The organism is Ruegeria sp. BHSB056 (genome assembly GCF_059613305.1).
Genome location: NZ_JBXWSG010000017.1, coordinates 33,946 through 54,883, shown reverse-complemented (window position 1 = coordinate 54,883; position 20,938 = coordinate 33,946). Strand labels below are relative to the sequence as shown.

Here is a 20,938-nt window from a genome sequence, read left to right as displayed (position 1 = left end):
CTGGGTCAGTTCGAATATCCCTGTCACGTTGACAGACATGACCTTTTCCCATGCATCGTAGGGAAACTGCCCCATAGGGGCACCCCAGGACACCCCCGAGTTGTTCATCAGGATGTCCAGTTTGTCCGTACGCTCCTGAATGTCAGAGACCAGCTTGCCTATACCGGCTGCGCTGCCAATGTCACCGGCAAAGCCTTCGGCGCTGCCCGGCGCGTCCAGCGCATTCAGTTCTGCAGCGACCTCGGCACAGGCGTCTCCTTTTCTTGAGGCAATGAGCACGCGCGCACCCGCCCGTACCAGCGCCTCGGCTGCCATGCGGCCAATACCTGTCGCTCCACCTGTTACCAATGCGGTTTTGCCGTGAAGCGAAAAGAGGGTGTCGGGGGTCATTCTGTACTCCTCAGTTTCTTTGTCACCAGTTCATCCTGATACAAATTGCGTTCTTCTTGCCGTTGCGGCAGGCGTTGGAACGTAGCGTTGACAAAAAACCATGCTGCACCAAAACTTCCTCGACACAAAGTACAGGCAGAACAGAGGCGGTATGCAAGCATTACTCAGCGTCGCACCGGGCGGACCCGAAACCCTGGAACTTACGACCCTACCCGACCCTAAGCCGGGCAAAGGTCAGCTTTTGATCGGTGTGAAAGCTGCGGGCGTGAATTTTCCGGACACGTTGATTATCCGCGATCTGTACCAGATGAAGCCGTCACGGCCTTTTGCTCCGGGCGGTGAGATCGCGGGTGAAGTTCTGGCTTTGGGCGAAGGCGTCAGTGGATTTAAACCTGGCGACCGTGTTTTAGCCATAACCGGACATGGTGGGTTTTCGACCCACTTCACACTCAATGCGGACACTGCGATCCGAATTCCTGATGCGATGCCCTATGAAGATGCCGCCTGTTTCATTTTCACCTACGGCACGTCCTACCACGCGTTGAAAGATCGGGCGGAGATTCAACCCGGTGAAACCCTGTTGGTACTTGGTGCCGCCGGAGGTGTGGGGTCAGCCGCCATTGAACTGGGCAAAGCCATGGGTGCCAGCGTGATCGCAGCCGTTTCATCACCTGAAAAGGCCGAATTCTGTAGCCAGATTGGTGCCGATGACGTGGTGATTTACCCGCGCGACATGGACAAGGATGCGCAAAAAGCCTTCTCAGCCGAAGTTAAGAAACTTGCAGGTCCTGACGGCATAGACGTCGTCTACGACGCTGTTGGCGGTACGCTGGCCGAACCGTCCCTGCGCAGCATGGCCTGGAAAGGCCGTTATCTTGTCGTCGGTTTCCCAGCGGGCATTCCGCGGATTCCCTTGAATCTGGCTCTTTTGAAAGGATGCCAGATCGTTGGTGTGTTTTGGGGCGCGTCAGTTTTCCGCGACCCAATCGGCCATGCTGACAACGTCAAGAATCTGTTCGATCTAAATACAGCCGGGAAAATAAGACCGCGAATTAGCGCCCGGTTCCCGCTAGCCCGCGCGCACGAGGCGCTTGAACAATTGTCGCGACGATCCGTTCTGGGAAAAATCGTTGTCACCATGGAGGAAAGTTGAGGCCGGGAATAAAACGGCGGACCGCTTCGCACTTCGGTTTTTAGGCTGTACTCGATCCGGAAAAGTCAGGTAGACAACCCAACCTTTAGGCGTCTATGTACCATTCATGGGGATCGTGAAGACATGCACAACGTTTTGGTATTGAATGGCCCAAACCTCAACCTGCTTGGCACACGTCAGCCCGAGGTTTACGGCAGCACCACTTTGAGGATGATCGAGGAGGATTGCCTGCGCCATGGCGCGTCCATTGGCCTTGAAGTCTCGCATCTGCAATCCAACCATGAGGGTGTGTTAATTGATGCGATCCACGGCGCACGCGGTGTGCAGGATGGCCTTGTGATCAATGCGGGGGCGTTCACACACACGTCGGTTGCGCTGATGGATGCCATCGCGTCAGTTGACCTGCCGGTTGTAGAGGTTCACCTGTCCAACATCCATGCAAGGGAAGCATTCCGGCACAAATCCTATGTCGCGCCTGTTGCTCTGGGGCAGATCTGTGGCTTTGGCGCCCAAGGCTATGTTTTTGCTCTGGACGCGCTTGCCGCCCATCTGAAAGCAGGTGACACGGCATGACCCTCAGGGATTATCTGCGGTTTGTCAGCTATGCCAAGACTCTGGAAGACCTGTGGGATGCGCATTGCCGACAGATGGCGGAGTTCGGGTTCGATCGTCTTATCTACGGCCACACGCAATACAGGACGGCAACCTCATTGGGTGATCCAGAGGACTTTGTCATTCTGACCAACCATAACCGTGCCTATGTGGATGGTTTCATCAAGGACGGTTTGTATTTTCACGCCCCCATGTTGAAATGGGCGCTGGACAATGAAGGCGCCGCCAGTTGGAAAATGTTGCTGGACATGCATTCTCGAGGGTCGATGACCGACAAAGAGCGCGAGGTTTTCGAGTTCAACAAGTCCATGGGTGTCGTTTCTGGTTACACCATCAGCTTCAACTCGGTCTCGGTGAGGTCTAAAGGGGCGATTTCCCTGTCCGCCAAGGAAGGGATGAGCCAGGAAGACATTGACGCGATCTGGCACGAGCATGGCGAAGACATTCTTTTGATGAACAACGTTGCGCATCTGAAGATCCTGACCTTGCCTTTCAACCCACCGAACCGGGCCCTGACAAAGCGTCAGCGCGAGGCATTGCAATGGGTCGGTGACGGCAAAACCACGCAGGACATTGCCCTGCTGATGGGCCTGACAGCGGCAACCGTTGAAAAGCATCTTCGACTCGCCCGTGAGGCGTTGTCGGTCGAAACGACAGCACAGGCTGTGTTAAAAGCGTCTTTGCATAATCAAATGTTCATTATGGAAGTTTAGGAGTGTTTTTCTGACGCTATCCAGCGTCAGTTTACCCTAGGTAAGGAAATCACTACTTTTCAAATCTAACTTAAAAGTTGCAAAGTGAGAGTGTTCCGTGAGTGGTGGCTTTAGCCAGGGAACATTCGATTGGATCTTTGCAATTTCAAAGCTCTCCAATCACTCTGACAAGGGGGCGCCTATTCGTCCGCGTACCTGTGTCGGAATTTTGGGGGGCCTCGACCATCCCCATCATGCGGGGCCCTCCAATCCTTCACTTCTTCGCTAATTCTAAGATGTGCCACCAACAAAAAAGGGCTACGCGACGCGTAACCCTTTCACTTTGTTCAGCAAGGCCCCTGTCGGAGCCTTTCTTTAGCCCTGAGCAGCTTTTGCGACTTCGGCAGCGAAGTCTTCTTTTTCCACAACGATGCCTTCGCCAACTTCCAGGCGAACAAAGCCGGTGATGGTTGCGCCTGCTTCTTTAGCAGCGGCTTCAACGGTCAGATCAGGGTTCACAACGAATTGCTGGCTCAGCAATGTCGATTCGGCGACGAATTTCTTCATGCGACCTTCGATCATCTTTTCGATCACCTGCTCCGGCTTGCCGGATTCGCGGGCGATGTCCATCTGAACCTGCTTTTCCTTCTCGACAATTGCCGGGTCCATGTCGGCCTCAGACAGGGCGGCCGGGTTCACAGCTGCGATGTGCATCGCAACCTGCTTGCCGATAGCCTCATCACCACCCGACAGAGCGACCAGCACACCGATTTTGCCCATGCCATTGGTCGCAGCGTTGTGCACATAAGACACAACAGTTTCGCCGGACAGCTTGGCCATGCGGCGCACCGACATGTTTTCGCCAATTGTGGCGATCTTGTCGGTCAGGGTGTCGGCAACGCTTTTTCCGCCCAGATCAGCAGCCAGCAGTGCTTCGATGTTGTCCACACCTTCAGCAGCGTTCGCAATCTTGCCGACCATTTCCTGAAACTCAGCGTTCTTCGCAACGAAATCGGTTTCCGAGTTCACTTCGACAGCAACACCGTTGCCACCGCTGACGTGAACAGCAACCAGACCTTCTGCTGCGGTACGGCCCGATTTCTTGGCTGCTTTGGCCAGGCCTTTGGTGCGCAGCCAGTCAACGGCGTCGTCCATGTTGCCGCCGGTTTCAGTCAGCGCTTTTTTTGCGTCCATCATGCCTGCGCCGGTCGAGTCGCGCAGTTCTTTAACCATTGCTGCTGTGATTGCCATCTTTTGGCTCTCCTCAATTCAAACGGAATTGGGGCAGGTCTACCCTGCCCCATATGTCATTTACGTGACGGGCAGCTTACGCTTCGGCAGGGGCTTCTGCGGCTTCTTCCGCAAGAGCTTCTTCAACCGGAGCTTCTTCGAATGCGCCCAGGTCTACGCCTGCTGCACCCATCTGCGCGGTCATACCGTCCAGAGCGGCGCGTGCGGCCAGATCGCAGTACAGAGCGATTGCGCGAGCTGCGTCGTCGTTGCCGGGGATGATGTAGTCAACGCCATCGGGCGAGCAGTTGGTGTCGACAACAGCCACAACCGGGATACCCAGTTTGTTGGCTTCTGCGATGGCCAATGCTTCTTTCTTAACGTCGATGACGAACAGCAGGTCCGGAACGCCGCCCATTTCGCGGATACCACCCAGCGACGCCTGAAGTTTGCCCTGGTCACGTTCCATGCCCAGACGCTCTTTCTTGGTCAGGCCTTCTGCGCCCGATTCCATGGCTTCGTCGATCTGGTTCAGACGGTTGATCGACTGGGAAACGGTTTTCCAGTTGGTCAGCGTGCCGCCCAGCCAGCGGTGGTTCATGTAGTACTGAGCCGACTTTTCAGCCGCTTCAGCAATCGGGCCAGCGGCCTGGCGCTTGGTGCCAACAAACAGAATGCGGCCACCCTTTGCAACGGTGTCACGAACAGCCTGCAGAGCCTGATCCAGCATCGGAACGGTCTGGGTCAGGTCCATGATGTGGATGCCATTGCGCGAGCCGTAGATAAACGGTCCCATGCGGGGGTTCCAACGCTGTGTCTGGTGACCAAAGTGAACGCCAGCTTCCAGCAGCTGACGCATGGAGAACTCGGGAAGAGCCATGCTATTTTCCTTTTCCGGTTTACGCCTGGGCGGGGGTGAAAGAAGCGGATGCTCCAACCGGCGGTCTTGATGAGGATGTCTCCCTCAAAAAGGCCAAACCCCGCCTGCGGGTTTTAATGGCGCGCGTATAAGGCAGGTTTGCGCGATGCGCAAGGGCCAATCGGCCTTATTTTTCAAGCTGCGCCAATGCGTGCGCATGCCTGACAGCGTCTTCACAATGGGCGGCCAGAGCCTTGCGATTTTCAAAGTCACTGACCCGTGCAGGCGCATGATAGATCAGTTCAACACTTCCCTGCCGACGTGCGCCTAGGGTCTTCAGCAAATGCGGCCCGAACTCCATATCGCCCCACCAGCCATAAAAGCGTTTTGGCTGGCCTTTGGGCGCGTGAAACACCACGGAAACGGGTTGGATATACATGAAATCACGTAATTCATCTGCAAAGAACGCGGCGAAAAGCGTTGTTTTGAAGGGTAAAATGCGAAGTCCATCTGTTGAAGTGCCTTCGGGGAAAAACAATAGTTTATGACCCACCTTCAGGCGGGTTTCAAACAGCTTGGTTTGTTCCTTGGCTTTTTTGCGATCCCGTTCGATGAACAGGGTTCCGGTCGCACGGGCCAGCCAGCCGATACCGGGCCATTTGGCAACTTCTGCCTTGGAGACAAAATAGACCCGCTTGCGCGCGTTCAGGGCGAAAATATCCAGCCAGGACGTGTGGTTTGCGACCACCGCGCCCCTCTCTTTCATCAGCGCGCCTGATGTGCAGTACCCGATACCAAGAATTCGAAACGCGTTTCGACAGACAAACTGCGTGATGAACGGCGTGACAGGTCGCCGGACACCGAAAAACGGATACTCGATCAGGCGAACAGCCAGAAGGATGATCAGGCCACCAAAGACAAGGGCCGCCAGCGGGACTCCGCGCAGAATGACCAGAACCCATCCAATAACGCCCAGCTCGATCGGATCGGGCGCGTCTTCACTATTCCAGAGCGGGTCGTTCACTGCGTCACGCCCCGCCATAAATTCGACGCTGCCGTTCATTCATGCGCGTCGTGTCGAGGATCAGGCAAACATCCGTTGTGTTGAAGCTGTGGTCGATAAAGGCGCCCTCGCCCACGAATCCGCCAAGCCGCAGATAGGCTTTGATCAGCGCGGGCACCTGCACCATGGCAGAGCGTCGATCCAAAGCCTCAGGCGCTACAAGGTCCATGCTCTGAAACACTTTCGGCTGCGCCCGCACCCGCAACTCGGGCGGTGCCAGATGGTTGTGGTGAAGCATGGATAAGGGCTGCGCCAATGTGGCCACGTCTGTTCCGTGAAAACTCGCAACGCCGAAAAGCACCTCAATTTCACGCGCGGCGACATAAGCGGCTAAACCGTTCCATAGGTGATACATTGCCGTACCCCCACGGTAGTCGGGGTGCAGGCACGACCGTCCCAACTCTAACAGTTTGCGCCCACTGTTCTTGAGAACGGTCAGGTCGTATTCATCTTCGGAATAGAATTGCCCCAGTTCCGCGGCACGTTCGCCCGGTAACATCCTGTAGACGCCAATAATTTCGCCGGTGTGATCATCATAAGCCAACATATGATCGAAATACGGGTCGAAACGGTCTTTCTCGAGGCCCGCATCATGATCGACCATCTCTCCACCGCCCCCCAACTCGCGCACGAAGACGTCATAACGCAGGCGTTGAGCTGCTTGCAGGTCGGCTTCGGTCTCGGCCAGTTTTACGGTGAAAGAAGGGCCAGTATCCGGCATATGGGGTGATCCGTGTTCTTTTGGCTGCTGATAGCGCAGTTTTTTAGCCAAAGGCAACAAGCCCCGCTTTGGGCAGCGTTGTTAACCTTTCCTAAACCACTTTCACGGATCAAAGACCGGCATCAGGGCGATGCGCGTTCCGTCGATCACCACTTTTCCCTGCTCACGAAAGTTGACGGTGATCTTGCCTGCAATGTTGGACTGAACCTGTCCGACACCCCATTCGGGAAAATCCGGGTGGCGGACAAACATGCCCGGTGCAAGTATAGCATTCATGTCTGTCATAGGGGCCTCCGGGACGTGCGGCAGATACAGTCGGAGGTACGCATGGGCGAGAGCAACGTCAACCTGGCCGAATTGATCGGTTCGCGGATTTGCCATGATCTGATCAGCCCGATCGGGGCGATCACCAACGGGCTTGAGCTGTTGGATATGGTGGGCGCCGTACAGGGCCCCGAGATGGAGTTGATTTCGGGCAGTGTCGGAAGTGCCGGGGCACGTATTCGCTTTTTCCGCGTTGCCTTTGGCTCGGCCAGTGATCAGCCGCTTGGTCGGACCGAAGTAACCGAATTGTTGAAAGATATCGAGCGTGCCGGGCGAATACAGGTCAACTGGAACCTGTCCGGGCCTGTGCCGCGTAATCAGGTCAAACTGGCCTTTCTGGCGCTTATGTGCTGCGAAAGTGCCATGCCACTTGGCGGCGCGGTCGAGATCGTAAATCAGGGCAACAATTGGATAGTGACCGGGGTTGCAGACAAGTTGAATGTTGATGGTGATCTTTGGAAGAACGTCGTGACAGGTCGGTTTCCCACCAAGATCACGCCCGCGCACGTTCAATTCGCGTTGCTGCCTGAAACGGCGGCTGCGATGGGTCGGCGGGTTGCCGTTGAAACTTCGGCAACCCGCGTGTCACTTCGGTTTTAAGCCCGGATCGTTCCGTTCCCGCGCACGAGATATTTGAAACTGGTTAATTGTGCGGCGCCGACCGGCCCGCGCGCGTGCATCTTACCCGTCGCGATTCCGATTTCGGCCCCCATACCGAACTCGCCGCCATCCGCAAACTGGGTCGAGGCATTGTGCATCAGGATTGCGCTGTCGAGACGCTCAAAGAAACGGGCCGCTGCCGCGTCATCCTCGGTCATTATGCAATCGGTGTGGTTCGAGCCGTGTTGTTGAATATGGGCAATCGCCGCGTCGATATCGGCAACAGGCTTCGCCGCGATCACGCTGTCGAGGAACTCTTTTCCCCAGTCATCCGCCGTAGCATCAACCGTACCCTCTCCAGCGAGAACACCGTCGGCGTGAACCTCGACGCCTGAATGGACCAGTGCCGCAACCACGTCGCGCCCAAGGGTTTCGGCGATATCCTGATGAACCAGCAAGCATTCAGCCGCACCGCAGATGCCGGTGCGACGGGTCTTGGCATTCAGTACCACTTCCAACGTTTTCTGCGGGTCAGCAGCCTTGTCGATGTAAATGTGCACGATGCCTTCGAGATGGGCAAAGACCGGCACACGGGCCTCTCGTTGTACAAGGCCCACCAGTCCCTTGCCACCGCGTGGAACGATGACGTCGACATAGTCGGTCAGCGTCAGCAACTCCTGCACAGCAGCACGGTCGCGTGTGGGCACGAGTTGAATGGCGTCTTCAGGTAGATTCGCGGCCTTCAGCCCTTCGATCAGACAGGTATGGATCGCAGCTGAGGAATGAAAGCTTTCGGATCCGCCACGCAGGATTACCGCATTGCCCGATTTCAGACACAGCGCCCCGGCATCCGCAGTAACGTTGGGTCGGCTTTCATAGATCACGCCGATAACCCCCAACGGTGTCCGGACGCGCTGGATGTTAAGGCCCGTGGGCATGTTCCATTCAGACAGAACCTCACCCACCGGGTCGGCCTGCTCCGCGACGGTTCTCAGCCCGTCCACCATGCCCTGAACACGCGCCTCATCCAGCATCAGGCGATCCATCATTGCGGGGCTCAGTCCCTTGTCGCGGCCGAATTCCAGATCTTTTTGATTGGCTTCGATGATCCGTGCCCGGTTGTCCCAAACCGCGTCGGCGGCTGCAATCAGCGCCGCGTGCTTTCGTTCAGCTGTTGCGAAAGCCAGTTCACGCGAAGCGGCTTTGGCACGTTTCCCAAGATCTTCCATCAGAGCAGGAATGCTGTTGAAGTCTTTCATATCGCGTGCCTTTCAGATCATCTTATTGAAGGTTAAAGGGCCAGGTCGTCCCGGTGGATCAGGGCCGCACGGCCGGGATAGCCCAGCGTCGCTTCAATCTCAGAAGACTTACGCCCCTTGATCGCATCGGCTTCCTGCGCCGTATACCGGCTGATCCCCTGAGCCAGACGGCGGGATTCCAGATCAAGGACGGCGACAGGATCGCCACGACCGAAATCTCCGGTCACTTCCACAATCCCGGCAGGTAGCAGGCTTTTGCCATTGGCCAGTGCCTTGGCCGCCCCCTCGTCCACGGTAATCTCACCCCGAGGTTTCATCGCCGAAATCCAGCGTTTGCGGGCTGCGTGTGGATCCAATGTCGCGGTAAACCATGTGGAATTGGCACCGTTTTCGAGCGTTTTCAGAGGGTTAAGAACCGACCCTTCGGTAATTGCCATAGCGCAACCACCTGCGGTTGCCATCTTGGCCGCCAACAGCTTTGTCTTCATCCCGCCTTTGGACAGTCCCGAACCCGCGTCACCAGCCATGGCTTCAATCTGGGGTGTGATCCTGTCGATTGTCTCGAAGCGCTTCGCCGAAGAATCTTCCTTTGGATTACCGGAATAGAAACCATCCACATCCGACAGCAGAATTAGTTGGTCGGCCCCTACTGTCACGGCGATTTGCGCGGCCAGACGGTCATTGTCGCCATACCTGATTTCGTCCGTTGCGACCGTGTCGTTTTCATTGACGATCGGCACGACGCCCAATCCCAACAGAGTTTCCAAGGTTGCGCGCGAGTTCAGATACCTGCGTCGATCTTCGCTGTCTTCAAGCGTCACCAGAACCTGCGCCGTGGTGATCCCATGGGGTGCCAACGCTTCTTCGTAAGCGCGTGCAAGCCGGATTTGCCCAACCGCAGCAGCGGCCTGCGACTGTTCCAAAGGCAGTGCCGCCAACGGCAGGCCCAATACACCGCGACCCAGTGCAATCGAACCAGACGAAACAAGGATTACATCTTTCCCCTGCCCCTTGAGCCAGGAAACATCCTGCGCCAACGACAGCAGCCAGTCAGACCGCAGAAGGCCAGTGTCGCGATCAACCAGCAAAGCCGACCCGATTTTTACCACCAGACGGCGTGCCGAGGTCAGGGTTGCCAAGGCTGTGCCTCCTCAGCGGGTTTCTGACGCACACGGTTGTCGTCAATCTGGCTGCGCAGCGCCCGCAGAACTTCGGTTACACCCAGATGTGCCACACCGGACATGGTCATGACGGGGCCGCCCACGGCCTCCTCAAGCTCTGCGACGGCAAGGGCGCGTTCTTCGTCATCCAGCGCGTCGATCTTGTTCAGAACAGTGATCCGGGGCTTTTCGGCTAGTTCCCCGCCATAAGCTTCCAGCTCGTGAATGATCGTGCGGTAATCATCTGCGACCGTCTCTGAGGTGCCGTCGACCAGATGCAACAATACGGCACAGCGTTCCACGTGGCCCAGAAAACGGTCACCAATGCCACGGCCTTCATGAGCACCTTCGATCAGGCCGGGGATATCGGCCACAACAAATTCGACGTTGTCCACGCCGACAACGCCCAGATTGGGATGCAGCGTGGTAAACGGATAGTCGGCAATCTTGGGCCGCGCATTCGACGTGGCCGCCAGAAAGGTTGACTTGCCCGCATTCGGCATACCCAAAAGACCCACATCAGCAATCAGCTTGAGCCGCAACCAGATTGTGCGGTCAATCCCTGCCTGCCCCGAATTGGCACGGCGCGGGGCCTGATTGGTGGCAGATTTGAAATGCAGGTTGCCAAAGCCGCCATTGCCGCCCTTGGCCAGCAGAACGCGTTGCCCGACTTCGGTCAGGTCGCAGATGACAGTTTCTTCGTCTTCGTCCAGGATTTCAGTCCCAACCGGAACACGCAGAACGATATCGTCCCCATCCTTGCCGGTGCGTTGCTGCCCCCGGCCCGGTTGCCCGTTTTTGGCGAAGAAGTGTTGCTGATAGCGGAAGTCGATCAGGGTGTTTAGCCCATCCACAACTTCGGCCCAGACAGACCCGCCTTTGCCGCCGTCCCCGCCATCGGGGCCGCCGTATTCGATAAACTTTTCGCGTCTGAAGCTGACGCAGCCGCTACCGCCGGCCCCGGACCGGATGTAGACCTTTGCGAGATCGAGAAATTTCATGTGTGTCCCCTACTGCAAAGGCCCCATCGGCCACAAGTCAGAGTTTTTTACTGTATGTCCAGGTGGGCACATTCGCATCGCGCGCCACCGAATAGCTTTCCGCATCGCCCAGATACTGGAACCCGCAATGGGTCAGAACCCGGGCCGAGGCCGGATTATCCTGAAACACACTGGCAAACATCGTCGCGTTTTCCAGCGGGTTGGCGTTAACAAGCGCTTCCACAGCCATCGAAGCAATGCCTGTGTTCCAATAGATCGGCGCGACCCAATAGCCAACTTCGGACTGATTCCGGTCCAGCCGCTTCAGCGAAATCACACCGATCAGTTCCGGACCACCGTCCTTGGTAGCATCCATGACCCAGACGTCCTCGTCCCGGTTGTCAGCCATCGAACGGGTTACAAAGGCTTCGATCGAACCGGGGGCCAGTGGATGTGCAATACTGGTGGTCATCCGCGCCACGCGCTCATCACCTGCGTAATGCTCGATAAGGCCCATATCCGACCGGCGCAGGGGGCGCAGGTCGAACCGCTCGGTTTCAATGACCGGCTGATTTATTATTGTCTCAAGCTTCATTGGTGTGTTCCTCCTCCGAACAACACGAACAGTACGGACGCGACCGTAAGACCCGCCAACGTCCACATCAGGTATTTTTCCGCCGGGCGACCTTCAACCGCATGCGCGATTCTATCCCCAGCAAAAGTCCAGATCGGGTGTAAAACGATCTGGCAGATCAACAAACTAAGAGCGATCGTGAGCGTGGCGTCAAAGCTGGAGGTCCCCGCAGCGACAAAGCCCGTAAAACCCGCAACAATCATGGCCCAGGCTTTTGGATTCAGCGGATGCACAATCAACCCCGCCCAAAATCCCGGAACTTCACCGACCGCAGTTTCACGCGACAGTCGCAAATTCGCGATCTTCCACGCCAGCCAGAAAATATATGCAGCCGAAGCATATTTCAGCGCCGCAAAGACTGTCGGGACTTGTTCCGCCAGTTGCAGCAGGCCAAAGCCTACGGGCCAGATAATCAGCTGCTTGCCAAGCACGACACCGGCCACAAAAGGTAATGCGGCACGAAACCCATAGCGCGCACCCGTTCCCAGCAGGACCATGTTGGCCGGCCCCGGCGTACCGACCTGAGAGGCGGCAAAGATCAGGAAACTGGTGGTTGCGACTGTCATCGGTTCTTTCGGTCACGACTGCGTTAAAACGAGAAAGGGGACCGGCACTTTGTGCCGGTCCCCCATGAATTTTTCTTAAACCTTCTGGGTCTCGGCTTACTCTGCGGCCTCCGCCACTGGCAGGACCGAAATAAAGGTGCGGTTTTTAAGTCCCTTGTGGAACTTCACGGCGCCATCGACAGTTGCAAAGATGGTGTGATCTTTGCCAATGCCTACGCCTTCGCCCGGCCAGAACTTGGTGCCGCGCTGACGCACGATGATGTTGCCTGCGATAGCGGCCTGGCCACCATACAGTTTTACGCCAAGGCGACGACCAGCTGAGTCGCGACCGTTACGGGAGGAACCGCCAGCTTTTTTATGTGCCATTCTCTCTCTCCTTAGCCTTTAGCCAATTCTTTGGCTTGCTCAACCCATTCGGGTTTCACTTTGACCGTTTCGATAGCAGCAATCTGCTCATCCGACAAGGCGGCCAGAGCGGCAAAGCTCGCGATACCGGCCTCAACCAGCTTCTTGGCGGCGGCAGGGCCGACACCGTTCAGTTGGGTCAGATCGTCAGCAGCGGCAGCAGCGGGTGCTTCAGCCTTGGCTTCGGCTTTCTTGGCAGGCTTTGCAGCGGGTGCCGCCTCGCCAGCCGGAGCGGAACCGGTTGCAGCTTTGATGCCCGATTTGTCGGCGCCCGACGCCAGAATGTCGGTGATTTTGACCAGTGTCAGTTTCTGACGGTGGCCAACGGTACGCTTCGAGCTGTGCTTACGACGGCGTTTGACGAACTTGATGACCTTGTCACCTTTGATCTGTTCGATCACTTCGGCCTGAACGCCTGCGCCTGCAACGAAAGGTGCGCCAACAACCGGAGCGTCACCGCCCAGCATCAGAACATCGTTGAATTGAACTTTTTCACCTGCGTCGGCAGCCAGTTTTTCAACGCGGAGGATATCGCCCGCCTGAACCTTGTACTGCTTGCCGCCAGTCTTGAGGACCGCAAACATGCGTCTTTCCTTTTCTAACCCGCGTTCTGTGGTCCCCTTTACGGGTGTTCTGGCCCCAAGAAACTTGAAAGCCACCTCGAACAGCGCGCCCTTTTCGGGCTGTGTGAATGGCCCCTGACAATGTCATGCGGGCCAAATAATAACGATACCCGGCGCGGAAAACCGGCCGGGATGCGCGCTTATCCATAGATTGCAGGTAAAAGTCAACACCAAAGCGGTGTCAAAGATCGGACGCCCTCAGCGCCTGTGCAACCGCCTGCCCTAGACGATAAGAAATATCATTGAATATGCGATCAAAGCCGTCAAACACGGCGTCATTCAGGGCCTGTCCCGTTTCGGTTCTGGAAAACGCGATATTTTCGCGCATCTCAGCCTCGTCCAAAGGGCGGTAGGCCATAAGAAGAAACGAGAAAAGCCACTCCTCGGTGTCCTCGGCCCGGCTGTCTTTCTGCAACAATAGCTCTGCCAGCAGTTCCTGATCGTCAGTCCGCGCATCAACATCAAGACCCTGAAAGAAGCTGTAGTCATACGTCAATGCCCCCTGAACATTCTTTTCGATCAGGTCATTTGCCTCGATATACTCCTTGACCAAAGCAAACTGAGCGGTGCTGCGTTCTGCGGATTTGTAGGCTTCTAGGGCCATGTCTTCGATTGCCTGATCCGACATCGCGCGCCGCGCCGAGTTTTCCAGCGTTACGATGGTCTGGCCAAGATCGCTTTCAAAAAACAAGATGGCCTGATCAAGCTGAACATCGGATAAACCATCTTTGAAGGCGTTCGTCATGTGTTGCCGCATCCAAAGCGGATCGTAGATACGGTTGACCTGCGACTCGAAAAAAGCGCCGCCCTTGTTGTCCAAAAAAGTATCGTCAAGAGTCTCGCGGTGGCCCTGCCCCTCGTGAACAAGGATTTCCATCACCTGTGTCAGACGCATGGCTTTTGCCAATCGATCGACTTTCCCATCGGCATAAAGCGGCAGTGCCCAACACAAGGCGACCACAAATGCCAGAATAGCGCGCTGCATCAAATGTCCTGTGCCGGATGCAATTCGGCCATCCGCGCGGCCAGAACCTCGAACCTCATGGCCATGATCTCATATTGGATGGCGTTCAACAGCTCGTAGACTTCCTGCATCAGCGGCTGTTCCAGCGCGTCAACATAAGTATCCACATCAGCGTCGGAAAAATCCTGATAGGTGTAGGCCGCACCCGCCAGATTAGAAAGTTGCAGTGACTGACGCATTGCCGGTTCATTTCGCTTGATCAATTCACGCAGTTCATCTCCGTTCAGCTGCAACTCGATGACGCCCGATGCGCTGGCCGCCAGCAGGAAGCGCACCTGAATTTCCTGCAAGGCACGCAACGCCGTATCTGCGGAATCGATCGCGGAATTCATGCGTTTAAAACTTTCGACCCGTTTCGATCCGCTTTTGATCAGGTCAGAGATGATCCTTTGGCCTGCCAATTGCTTGACGTCATCGTCTTCTTGCATGTGTGAGGCATTTTCGGCCTCGACCAGACGCTGCCCCAGATCAGACGCGTAAAACTCCACCGCGTGTAAAAGGGCCTCGTCGCTTAGGGTCTGCTCCAAAATGGACACCGCGGTGTCGTGCATTGCACCGACTTCAAAAACCTCGTCCGTCAAACGAGACCAGTCCGAACCGAACCCCTCGGGGTCGACACCCAACATCTGCGGCGCGGACCGTGAACTCAGGGCGATGCTTTCAAGAGCTACGTCAAAGCCCGTTGTGATCAGAAAAGCCTCAATCCGATCCCGGTTCGCTGCGGAAAGCTCGGGAGGAACCAGAACGAGTGCCAGAAACGAGGCGAGAAACCAAAAGGCGATGCGGCGTGCAAACTGTGTCATACCTTTCAGAGTAGGTGTTTTGCGCTGGCAGGCAACGGAAAATCCCGGCAATCACGATTTCCGGAATTTTCTGCTTGCGCCCCCGTTCGTTCCTGACTAAATCCCCCCCTCACAGACCCCCGCGGAGAGGTGCCGGAGTGGTCGAACGGGGCGGTCTCGAAAACCGTTGTGGGTGCAAGCCCACCCAGGGTTCGAATCCCTGTCTCTCCGCCACATTCCCAATATCGAAGGCTGTCAGAAAACGTCTTCCGGTCTGATTTGGGTTCTCAACAAAATTGCAAGTGGTCCGCTGTCAGAAACTGTAGTGGCCTAGGTCACCCGGCGTGTTCTTGCCGTGAAATCTGGTGCAATCAGCGTAGCACGGCCCAAACCTGTATTCTGCTGAGAATTCACAGGAATTCCCCTTTGTATCTCCGCTACATTTAACGCATCCCGGCGACACATTTTCCAAAGGAGACACACATGTCGCGTATTCTTATCCTGATCATCATCGCCGCTGTCGGTGTTGGTGGTTACTACTATCTCAACCAGTCCGAACAAACTCCGGCTGAACAAGTGCAATCCGCAGCGCAGGAGGCGGGCGATGCAGTGGCTGATGCCGCGTCAACCGCTCAGGAAGCTTCGACTGACGCGCTTGAAGACGCAACAGAACAGGCCAGCGAGGCAGCTTCATCCTTGACCGAACAGGCGCAGGAAGCCGCATCGTCGGTTGCCGATCAAGCCAGTGAGGCAGCTTCGTCTGTCGCGGAGCAAGCATCCGAGGCAGCACAGCAAGCCGGTGATCAGGTGGCGGCGCTGGCGGGTCAGGGACAGGAATTGCTGAGCTCCTGGATTCAGGAAGGCAAGCTGGACCCCACCAATTTCGACTATGAAGGTATCATGACCTCGATTCAGGACAGCACATTGGCCACGGATCTGAAAGAACAGGCGATCAAGATCGTAAATGACATTAAAGAGTCGCCTGAAACCATCGCCTTGAAGATTCAGGAACTGACCGCGCTGTTGACGCAGCAATAACAAAGAAGGGGCCGGTTGCCCGTTCCCGGCCCCTACCCCGCACGCCAATTTTCCAGTCGTGCCCTTACGTTATCGTTTCTCTGAATTGACCCAGTGTGTGGCTTTTGATTGGCTGCCCCGACAACACATCCTCACCCCGGGGTCGCCCGTTGGCAATCTCCTGTTTAAGGGGGTGTGCGCATTGAACAAGCCATCTTGAGGATGATCCCATGACTGACCTGCCCCAAACAATGAAAGCTGCCATCCTGAAACACGGCGGGTACTCGGCCACTTCGACCGGACCGGTTATCGAGGATGCAGCAGACTGGCTTGAAGCGGCAGAGCTGCCCGTTCCCAATCCCGGCCCCGGTCAGGTTTTGATCCGCCTGCGCGGGTCGTCGGTCAATCCGTCCGACCTCCACTTCATTAAGGGTGAATACGGCCAGCCGCGCGTCAAAGGTGCGGCGGCCGGTTTCGAAGGCTGTGGCGACGTCGTTGCAACCGGAAAAGGTGCCGAGGCGCTGAATGGACAGCGTGTCGCTTTCGTGGCCGCAGGTTCCGGTGCCTGGGCGGAATACATCGTGACGCAGATGCAAATGTGTATTCCCTTGCGTCCGGATATTTCAGATGATGACGGGGCCGCGCAAATCGTCAACCCTCTCACCGCGATGGCGATGGTGGACATGGCAAGGGAAGACGGCGATGCATTTGTGATATCCGCTGCATCCAGCCAATTGGGAAAACTGATGTGCAGCCTCGGGCGTGATCTGGGGTTGAAACCCATCGCGCTGGTGCGCCGGGCCGAGACAGTCGACATGCTGAAAAGTCTTGGAGCAGCCGAAGTACTTGTGACTTCCGACCCTGAAATCGTCGAGAAGTTTGCCGCGATAAGCACCACGCTGAAGCCTCGGGTCTTCCTTGATGCGGTGACGGATCAACTGTCCGAAAAACTGTTCTGCGCCATGCCCAACCGGGCGCGCTGGGTCAGCTACGGCAAACTTTCGACCGAAGCGCCAACGCTTTCTCAGACCGGCCAGCTGATCTTCATGGGCAAACGGATCGAAGGTTTCTGGCTGACGCAATGGATGATGTCGACACCGCCCGCTGACCAAATGCGGGTTGTGGCCGAAGTTCAGGCCCGCTTTGCCGATGGACGCTGGAAAACGGATGTTTCCGAACACCTTACACTCGAAAATCTTGTGTCGAATCTTGCCGATGCGCTGAAAAAGAGTGACGGAAAGGTGATTATCACCCCATAGTAGAACTCACCTGCGTTGCCGGAGGATACACGCGGGCGGAAGAAGACGCTGGAAAACCGGTGGAGGGAGGACAGTGTGGATAATGCGCAGCTGCTGATTAGCGGGCTGGCGAACGGGTGTGTCTACGGCCTGATCGCGCTTGGCTTTGTATTGATCTACAAGGCAACCGAAGCGGTGAACTTTGCGCAGGGCGATTTCATGATGCTGGGCGCATTTGTGACCATCGGCCTGACAAATACCGAATATATGGGGTTGCCGTTCTGGCTCGCTCTGCCTGTTTCATTGGGAATCATGGGGGCGCTTGGTTATCTTCTGGATCGCCTGATCATTCGCCGCCTGTTTGGTGAAAGCCAGACCGCCGTTGTCATCCTGACCATTGCTTTGGGCTTTGTGATCCGTTTCATTGCCGGTCTGATCTGGGGGCACGAGCCGCAAACGCTGCAAAACCCGCTTGCGGGCAAAGAAGTGCGTATGGGCGGTCTTGTACTGGGGATGGAAGATGTCGCGATAATCATCGTCACGGTGCTGCTGACATGGTCGCTCTATGTTTTCTTCAGCCGCACCAAACTGGGGCTGGCGATGCAGGGCGCCTCGCAAAACCAGCTGGCAGCTTATTACATGGGCATTCCCGTCAGGCGTGTTCAAGGATGGGTCTGGGCTTTGGCCGGAGGCGTTGCGGGAATTGCCGGAATTCTCTTTGCTGCAAAAGGTGCTGTGGATCCGACAACCGGATTGCTGGGTATCAAGGCGTTTGCCGCCGCCGTTATCGGCGGGTTCGGCAGTTTGCCGGGTGCATTGGCCGGAGGGCTGATTGTCGGTGTTATCGAACCCTTCGCCAGCCGGTACATTGCGGCAGGTTACAGCCAGGTCGCGCCATACGCTTTGCTGCTTGCCGTCCTGATCTTCCGACCAAACGGGCTGTTCAGTCAGGTCCGGGTCAAGAAAGTCTGAGCTATGCGGATCGTTTTCAAAACCGACTACATGCAGGATATTCGCCCCTGGAAAGACGGGTTCCAGCTGCGCCTTTATCTACTTCTTCTGTTTGTCGTCGCGGCCGCGCCTTTCGCGCTCGACGAATTCTATCTGGGTGAACTGACAAACGTTCTGATCTGGGCCATCGCTGGTCTGGGTCTGATGATCCTGACCGGACATACAGGGCAAGTCAGTTTGGGCCATGCGGCCTTTCTGGCCTTTGGCTGTTACGCCAACGTGGCCCTGATTGAGGCAGGCGTGCCGTTTCTGGTCGCGTTTCCGCTGGCCGGAATTCTGACCGGGATCGCGGGCGTGACCGTCGCAGTCCCTGCCCTGCGGCTTCACGGTATCTACCTGGCGATCTTTACGATGGCGCTTTCCATCCTGATGGATGACATCATCGTTCTGTCCGAGCCGATCACTGGTGGTGTCGCGGGTAAATATATCGGCGGGGTCGCGGTCTTTGGCCTTACGGTTGACCGCTGGGGGACGCCTGATCTTTTTTACTGGCTGGTTCTGTTCGTCACCGTTCTGGTCACGTTGGGATATATAAACCTGCTGCGGGCCCCGCTAGGACGCAGCTTCATCGCCGTGCGCGACTCCGAGGTATCGGCGCAGGCGATGGGTATCGATATCGCGCGAACAAAGATGATTTCATTCGCCCTGTCCTGTGCGGTTACAGGTTGGGCCGGCGCGTTAATGGGGCTGTTTGCCGGTGCGTTTAACAATGAAACCTTCAGCGTCCTGATCTCGATCCAATTGCTGATGATGATCGTTATCGGCGGGCTGGGCTCGATCCACGGCGCGTTTCTGGGCGCGATTGTCATCGGCTTTTTGCCGCAGTTTCTATCGATTTCAAAGGAATATGTCGGCGCGATCTTCGGCGGAAACACCGTTGCCATTCCGGGGCTGGAGTTCGGCATCTTTGGCATGATCCTGATCGGCTTCATCCTTTTCGAACCCATGGGCATCTATGGCCGCTGGCTGAAAATCCGCACCTGGTTCGAACTGTTTCCTTTCTATCGCAAGGACATGTTCAAACGGCAGAAATCCTATCTCAAGACGGAGCGTCTGAGATGAGCTTGCTTGAATTTGAAAACGTTACCTTGAAATTTGGTGGTCTGACGGCCGTGGACAATTTGTCCTTCGAGGTTCAGCAGGGCGAAGTCTTTGCCATAGTCGGGCCGAATGGCGCGGGCAAATCGACGGTCTTCAATCTGATCTCGCGCTTTTACGATCCGTTTTCAGGGTCGATCCGGTTTGATGGTCACGATCTGCTTCAGGCCAAACCATCAGGCGTGGCGGCCTTTGGTGTGGCGCGGACCTTCCAGAACATCGAGCTCTTCGAACACGCAACTGTCCTGCAAAACCTTTTGGTTGGACGGCATCGGCACCGCAAGACGAACCTGATTTCAGAACTCTTGTTCACCCCTGCGGTCCGACGGCAAGAGCTGGAGAACCGGGAAAAAGTTGAACAGATCATCGATTTCCTCGACCTGCAGGCCTATCGCGACAAGATGATTTCCGGGCTGCCTTACGGCGTGCGCAAAGTGGTCGAAGTTGCACGCGCCCTGGCGACCGATCCCAAGTTGCTGCTGCTGGATGAACCGGCCTCGGGACTGTCAGTGGAAGAGACGACCGATATGCGTTGGTGGATCGACGATATCCGGCGGCAAATGGGAATTACCGTGCTGATGGTCGAACACGACATGGGATTGGTATCAGGCGTGTCCGACCGGGTCCTGGCCATGGCAGATGGGGCAAAGCTGGCCCTCGGGCCACCGGCAGACGTGCAATCGCACCCGGCAGTGATCGAGGCATATCTGGGGAAAGCCTCATGAACGCTCCGATCTTGCAAGTTCGCAATATCGAAAGTTTCTACGGTCCGATCATGGCCATTCGGGGCGTTTCTCTGGATGTGCACGAAGGAAAAATCGTGTCGATCCTTGGCGCAAACGGCGCAGGCAAAACCACATTGATGAAAACCATCTCTGGAGTGATGGACCCGGAAAAGGGAACGATTACCTTTGACGGCGGTGACATCCAGGGCTGGGAGCCGCACAAGGTTGTCCAGCGCGGGGTGGTCCACATCCCGGAAGGGCGCGAAGTGTTTCCTCTGTTAACGGTTGATGAAAACCTAAGCCTCGGCGCCTACACCCGCAAAGACAAAGACCAGATCGAACAGGATCGTGAGCTGGTTTTTCGTTATTTTCCGGTTCTGAAAAGCCGTCGGTCGCAAGAGGCCGGAACCCTTTCGGGTGGGCAGCAACAGATGCTGGCCATAGGGCGCGGATTGATGGCCAGACCTCGTATCATGTTGCTGGATGAGCCGTCTTTGGGCCTGTCCCCTCTGCTGGTGCAAGAGATCTTTGGCATTCTCAAACGTCTGAACGAAGAACAGAATATGACGATGTTGCTGGTTGAACAGAATGCCAATGCGGCGCTGGAACTGGCGCATCACGGCTATGTCATGGAGGTGGGTCGCATCGTCATGGACGGGGCCGCGGATGCGCTTTTGCGATCCGAGGATATTCAAAGCTTCTATCTTGGAAAACAAGAAGAAGGCGCGCGCGAAAGCCGCCGCTGGAAGCGGAAAAAGACGTGGAGGTAAAA

General features: G+C 56.4%; 25 protein-coding genes and 1 tRNA gene. 11 read left to right on the top strand and 15 right to left on the bottom strand.

Going from position 1 to position 20,938, the window contains the following annotated elements:
- The coding region (locus AC2FND_RS06750) for an SDR family NAD(P)-dependent oxidoreductase (RefSeq protein WP_496768715.1) at positions 1–390 on the bottom strand (390 nt) is incomplete at its 3' end.
- Positions 391–541: 151 nt separating this feature from the next.
- Between AC2FND_RS06750 and AC2FND_RS06745 the strand changes: the two genes are divergently transcribed.
- The 3 genes from AC2FND_RS06745 (at position 542) to AC2FND_RS06735 (ending at position 2,868) form a co-directional block, all read left to right on the top strand.
- Positions 542–1,543 (top strand): NADPH:quinone oxidoreductase family protein, encoded by a 1,002-nt coding sequence (locus tag AC2FND_RS06745; RefSeq protein ID WP_496768713.1) that lies wholly within the window; start codon positions 542–544, stop codon positions 1,541–1,543.
- Between the two features lie 123 nt (positions 1,544–1,666).
- Positions 1,667–2,116, top strand: coding sequence for a type II 3-dehydroquinate dehydratase (aroQ, locus tag AC2FND_RS06740; protein ID WP_496768711.1), 450 nt, complete (start codon positions 1,667–1,669; stop codon positions 2,114–2,116).
- On the top strand, positions 2,113–2,868 hold the full coding sequence (locus tag AC2FND_RS06735) for an autoinducer binding domain-containing protein (RefSeq protein WP_209503938.1): 756 nt from the start codon (positions 2,113–2,115) through the stop codon (positions 2,866–2,868). Before aroQ ends, AC2FND_RS06735 begins: the two co-directional genes overlap by 4 nt.
- Positions 2,869–3,222: 354 nt before the next feature.
- Here the strand turns inward: AC2FND_RS06735 and tsf are convergent, their stop codons facing one another.
- From tsf to AC2FND_RS06710, 5 genes are all read right to left on the bottom strand, one after another.
- Positions 3,223–4,098: a translation elongation factor Ts gene (tsf, locus tag AC2FND_RS06730; protein ID WP_496768709.1), complete on the bottom strand. Its 876-nt coding sequence runs from the start codon at positions 4,096–4,098 to the stop codon at positions 3,223–3,225.
- A gap of 76 nt (positions 4,099–4,174) precedes the next feature.
- Entirely contained in the window at positions 4,175–4,957 is a 783-nt protein-coding gene (gene rpsB, locus AC2FND_RS06725; RefSeq protein WP_496768707.1) for a 30S ribosomal protein S2, read from the bottom strand.
- Positions 4,958–5,123: 166 nt separating this feature from the next.
- A complete protein-coding gene (gene olsA / locus AC2FND_RS06720) occupies positions 5,124–5,999 on the bottom strand; it encodes a lyso-ornithine lipid O-acyltransferase (protein WP_496768706.1) in 876 nt (291 codons plus the stop codon).
- Positions 5,965–6,720, bottom strand: coding sequence for an L-ornithine N(alpha)-acyltransferase (gene olsB, locus AC2FND_RS06715; RefSeq protein ID WP_496768704.1), 756 nt, complete (start codon positions 6,718–6,720; stop codon positions 5,965–5,967). Before olsB ends, olsA begins: the two co-directional genes overlap by 35 nt.
- A gap of 102 nt (positions 6,721–6,822) precedes the next feature.
- Positions 6,823–7,005, bottom strand: coding sequence for a DUF3553 domain-containing protein (locus AC2FND_RS06710; protein ID WP_050602459.1), 183 nt, complete (start codon positions 7,003–7,005; stop codon positions 6,823–6,825).
- A 42-nt stretch (positions 7,006–7,047) separates the two neighbouring features.
- Here AC2FND_RS06710 and AC2FND_RS06705 point away from each other — a divergent pair, with 42 nt between their 5' ends.
- Complete coding sequence (locus AC2FND_RS06705; protein ID WP_496768702.1) at positions 7,048–7,644, top strand: histidine phosphotransferase family protein; 597 nt, start codon at positions 7,048–7,050, stop codon at positions 7,642–7,644.
- Here AC2FND_RS06705 and AC2FND_RS06700 read toward each other — a convergent pair.
- The 9 genes from AC2FND_RS06700 to AC2FND_RS06660 form a co-directional block, all read right to left on the bottom strand.
- Positions 7,641–8,903: a glutamate-5-semialdehyde dehydrogenase gene (locus AC2FND_RS06700; RefSeq protein ID WP_496768700.1), complete on the bottom strand. Its 1,263-nt coding sequence runs from the start codon at positions 8,901–8,903 to the stop codon at positions 7,641–7,643. The genes AC2FND_RS06705 and AC2FND_RS06700 overlap by 4 nt on opposite strands.
- Before the next feature lie 32 nt (positions 8,904–8,935).
- Positions 8,936–10,042, bottom strand: a complete 1,107-nt coding sequence (gene proB, locus AC2FND_RS06695; protein ID WP_496768698.1) for a glutamate 5-kinase — start codon at positions 10,040–10,042, stop codon at positions 8,936–8,938.
- On the bottom strand, positions 10,030–11,064 hold the full coding sequence (gene obgE / locus AC2FND_RS06690; RefSeq protein WP_496768696.1) for a GTPase ObgE: 1,035 nt from the start codon (positions 11,062–11,064) through the stop codon (positions 10,030–10,032). Before obgE ends, proB begins: the two co-directional genes overlap by 13 nt.
- A gap of 37 nt (positions 11,065–11,101) precedes the next feature.
- Positions 11,102–11,638, bottom strand: coding sequence for a GNAT family N-acetyltransferase (locus AC2FND_RS06685; RefSeq protein WP_480472732.1), 537 nt, complete (start codon positions 11,636–11,638; stop codon positions 11,102–11,104).
- Entirely contained in the window at positions 11,635–12,243 is a 609-nt protein-coding gene (locus AC2FND_RS06680) for a LysE family translocator (RefSeq protein ID WP_496768695.1), read from the bottom strand. The genes AC2FND_RS06685 and AC2FND_RS06680 overlap by 4 nt, the downstream gene beginning before the upstream one ends.
- 96 nt (positions 12,244–12,339) lie before the next feature.
- Positions 12,340–12,609, bottom strand: coding sequence for a 50S ribosomal protein L27 (rpmA, locus tag AC2FND_RS06675; protein WP_050602452.1), 270 nt, complete (start codon positions 12,607–12,609; stop codon positions 12,340–12,342).
- A gap of 11 nt (positions 12,610–12,620) precedes the next feature.
- Positions 12,621–13,232 carry a 50S ribosomal protein L21 gene (locus tag AC2FND_RS06670; RefSeq protein WP_496768693.1) on the bottom strand — a complete coding sequence of 204 codons (612 nt, stop codon included), beginning with the start codon at positions 13,230–13,232 and terminating at the stop codon, positions 12,621–12,623.
- A 220-nt stretch (positions 13,233–13,452) separates the two neighbouring features.
- On the bottom strand, positions 13,453–14,256 hold the full coding sequence (locus tag AC2FND_RS06665) for a DUF2059 domain-containing protein (protein WP_496768691.1): 804 nt from the start codon (positions 14,254–14,256) through the stop codon (positions 13,453–13,455).
- Positions 14,256–15,098: a DUF2059 domain-containing protein gene (locus tag AC2FND_RS06660; RefSeq protein ID WP_496768689.1), complete on the bottom strand. Its 843-nt coding sequence runs from the start codon at positions 15,096–15,098 to the stop codon at positions 14,256–14,258. Before AC2FND_RS06660 ends, AC2FND_RS06665 begins: the two co-directional genes overlap by 1 nt.
- A gap of 123 nt (positions 15,099–15,221) precedes the next feature.
- Between AC2FND_RS06660 and AC2FND_RS06655 the strand changes: the two genes are divergently transcribed.
- The 7 genes from AC2FND_RS06655 (at position 15,222) to AC2FND_RS06625 (ending at position 20,936) form a co-directional block, all read left to right on the top strand.
- Positions 15,222–15,311 (top strand) — tRNA-Ser (locus AC2FND_RS06655).
- A gap of 249 nt (positions 15,312–15,560) precedes the next feature.
- Positions 15,561–16,115 (top strand): hypothetical protein, encoded by a 555-nt coding sequence (locus AC2FND_RS06650; protein ID WP_496768687.1) that lies wholly within the window; start codon positions 15,561–15,563, stop codon positions 16,113–16,115.
- Positions 16,116–16,324: 209 nt separating this feature from the next.
- Positions 16,325–17,353, top strand: coding sequence for an alcohol dehydrogenase catalytic domain-containing protein (locus AC2FND_RS06645; protein ID WP_496768685.1), 1,029 nt, complete (start codon positions 16,325–16,327; stop codon positions 17,351–17,353).
- Positions 17,354–17,428: 75 nt separating this feature from the next.
- A complete protein-coding gene (locus AC2FND_RS06640) occupies positions 17,429–18,304 on the top strand; it encodes a branched-chain amino acid ABC transporter permease (protein ID WP_480537846.1) in 876 nt (291 codons plus the stop codon).
- Between the two features lie 3 nt (positions 18,305–18,307).
- The gene (locus AC2FND_RS06635; RefSeq protein WP_496768684.1) at positions 18,308–19,405 is read left to right on the top strand and encodes a branched-chain amino acid ABC transporter permease; all 1,098 of its coding nucleotides are present in this window, start codon (positions 18,308–18,310) and stop codon (positions 19,403–19,405) included.
- Positions 19,402–20,166 (top strand): ABC transporter ATP-binding protein, encoded by a 765-nt coding sequence (locus AC2FND_RS06630; protein WP_496768682.1) that lies wholly within the window; start codon positions 19,402–19,404, stop codon positions 20,164–20,166. Before AC2FND_RS06635 ends, AC2FND_RS06630 begins: the two co-directional genes overlap by 4 nt.
- Positions 20,163–20,936, top strand: coding sequence for an ABC transporter ATP-binding protein (locus AC2FND_RS06625; RefSeq protein WP_480505203.1), 774 nt, complete (start codon positions 20,163–20,165; stop codon positions 20,934–20,936). Before AC2FND_RS06630 ends, AC2FND_RS06625 begins: the two co-directional genes overlap by 4 nt.
- Positions 20,937–20,938 lie beyond the last annotated feature (2 nt).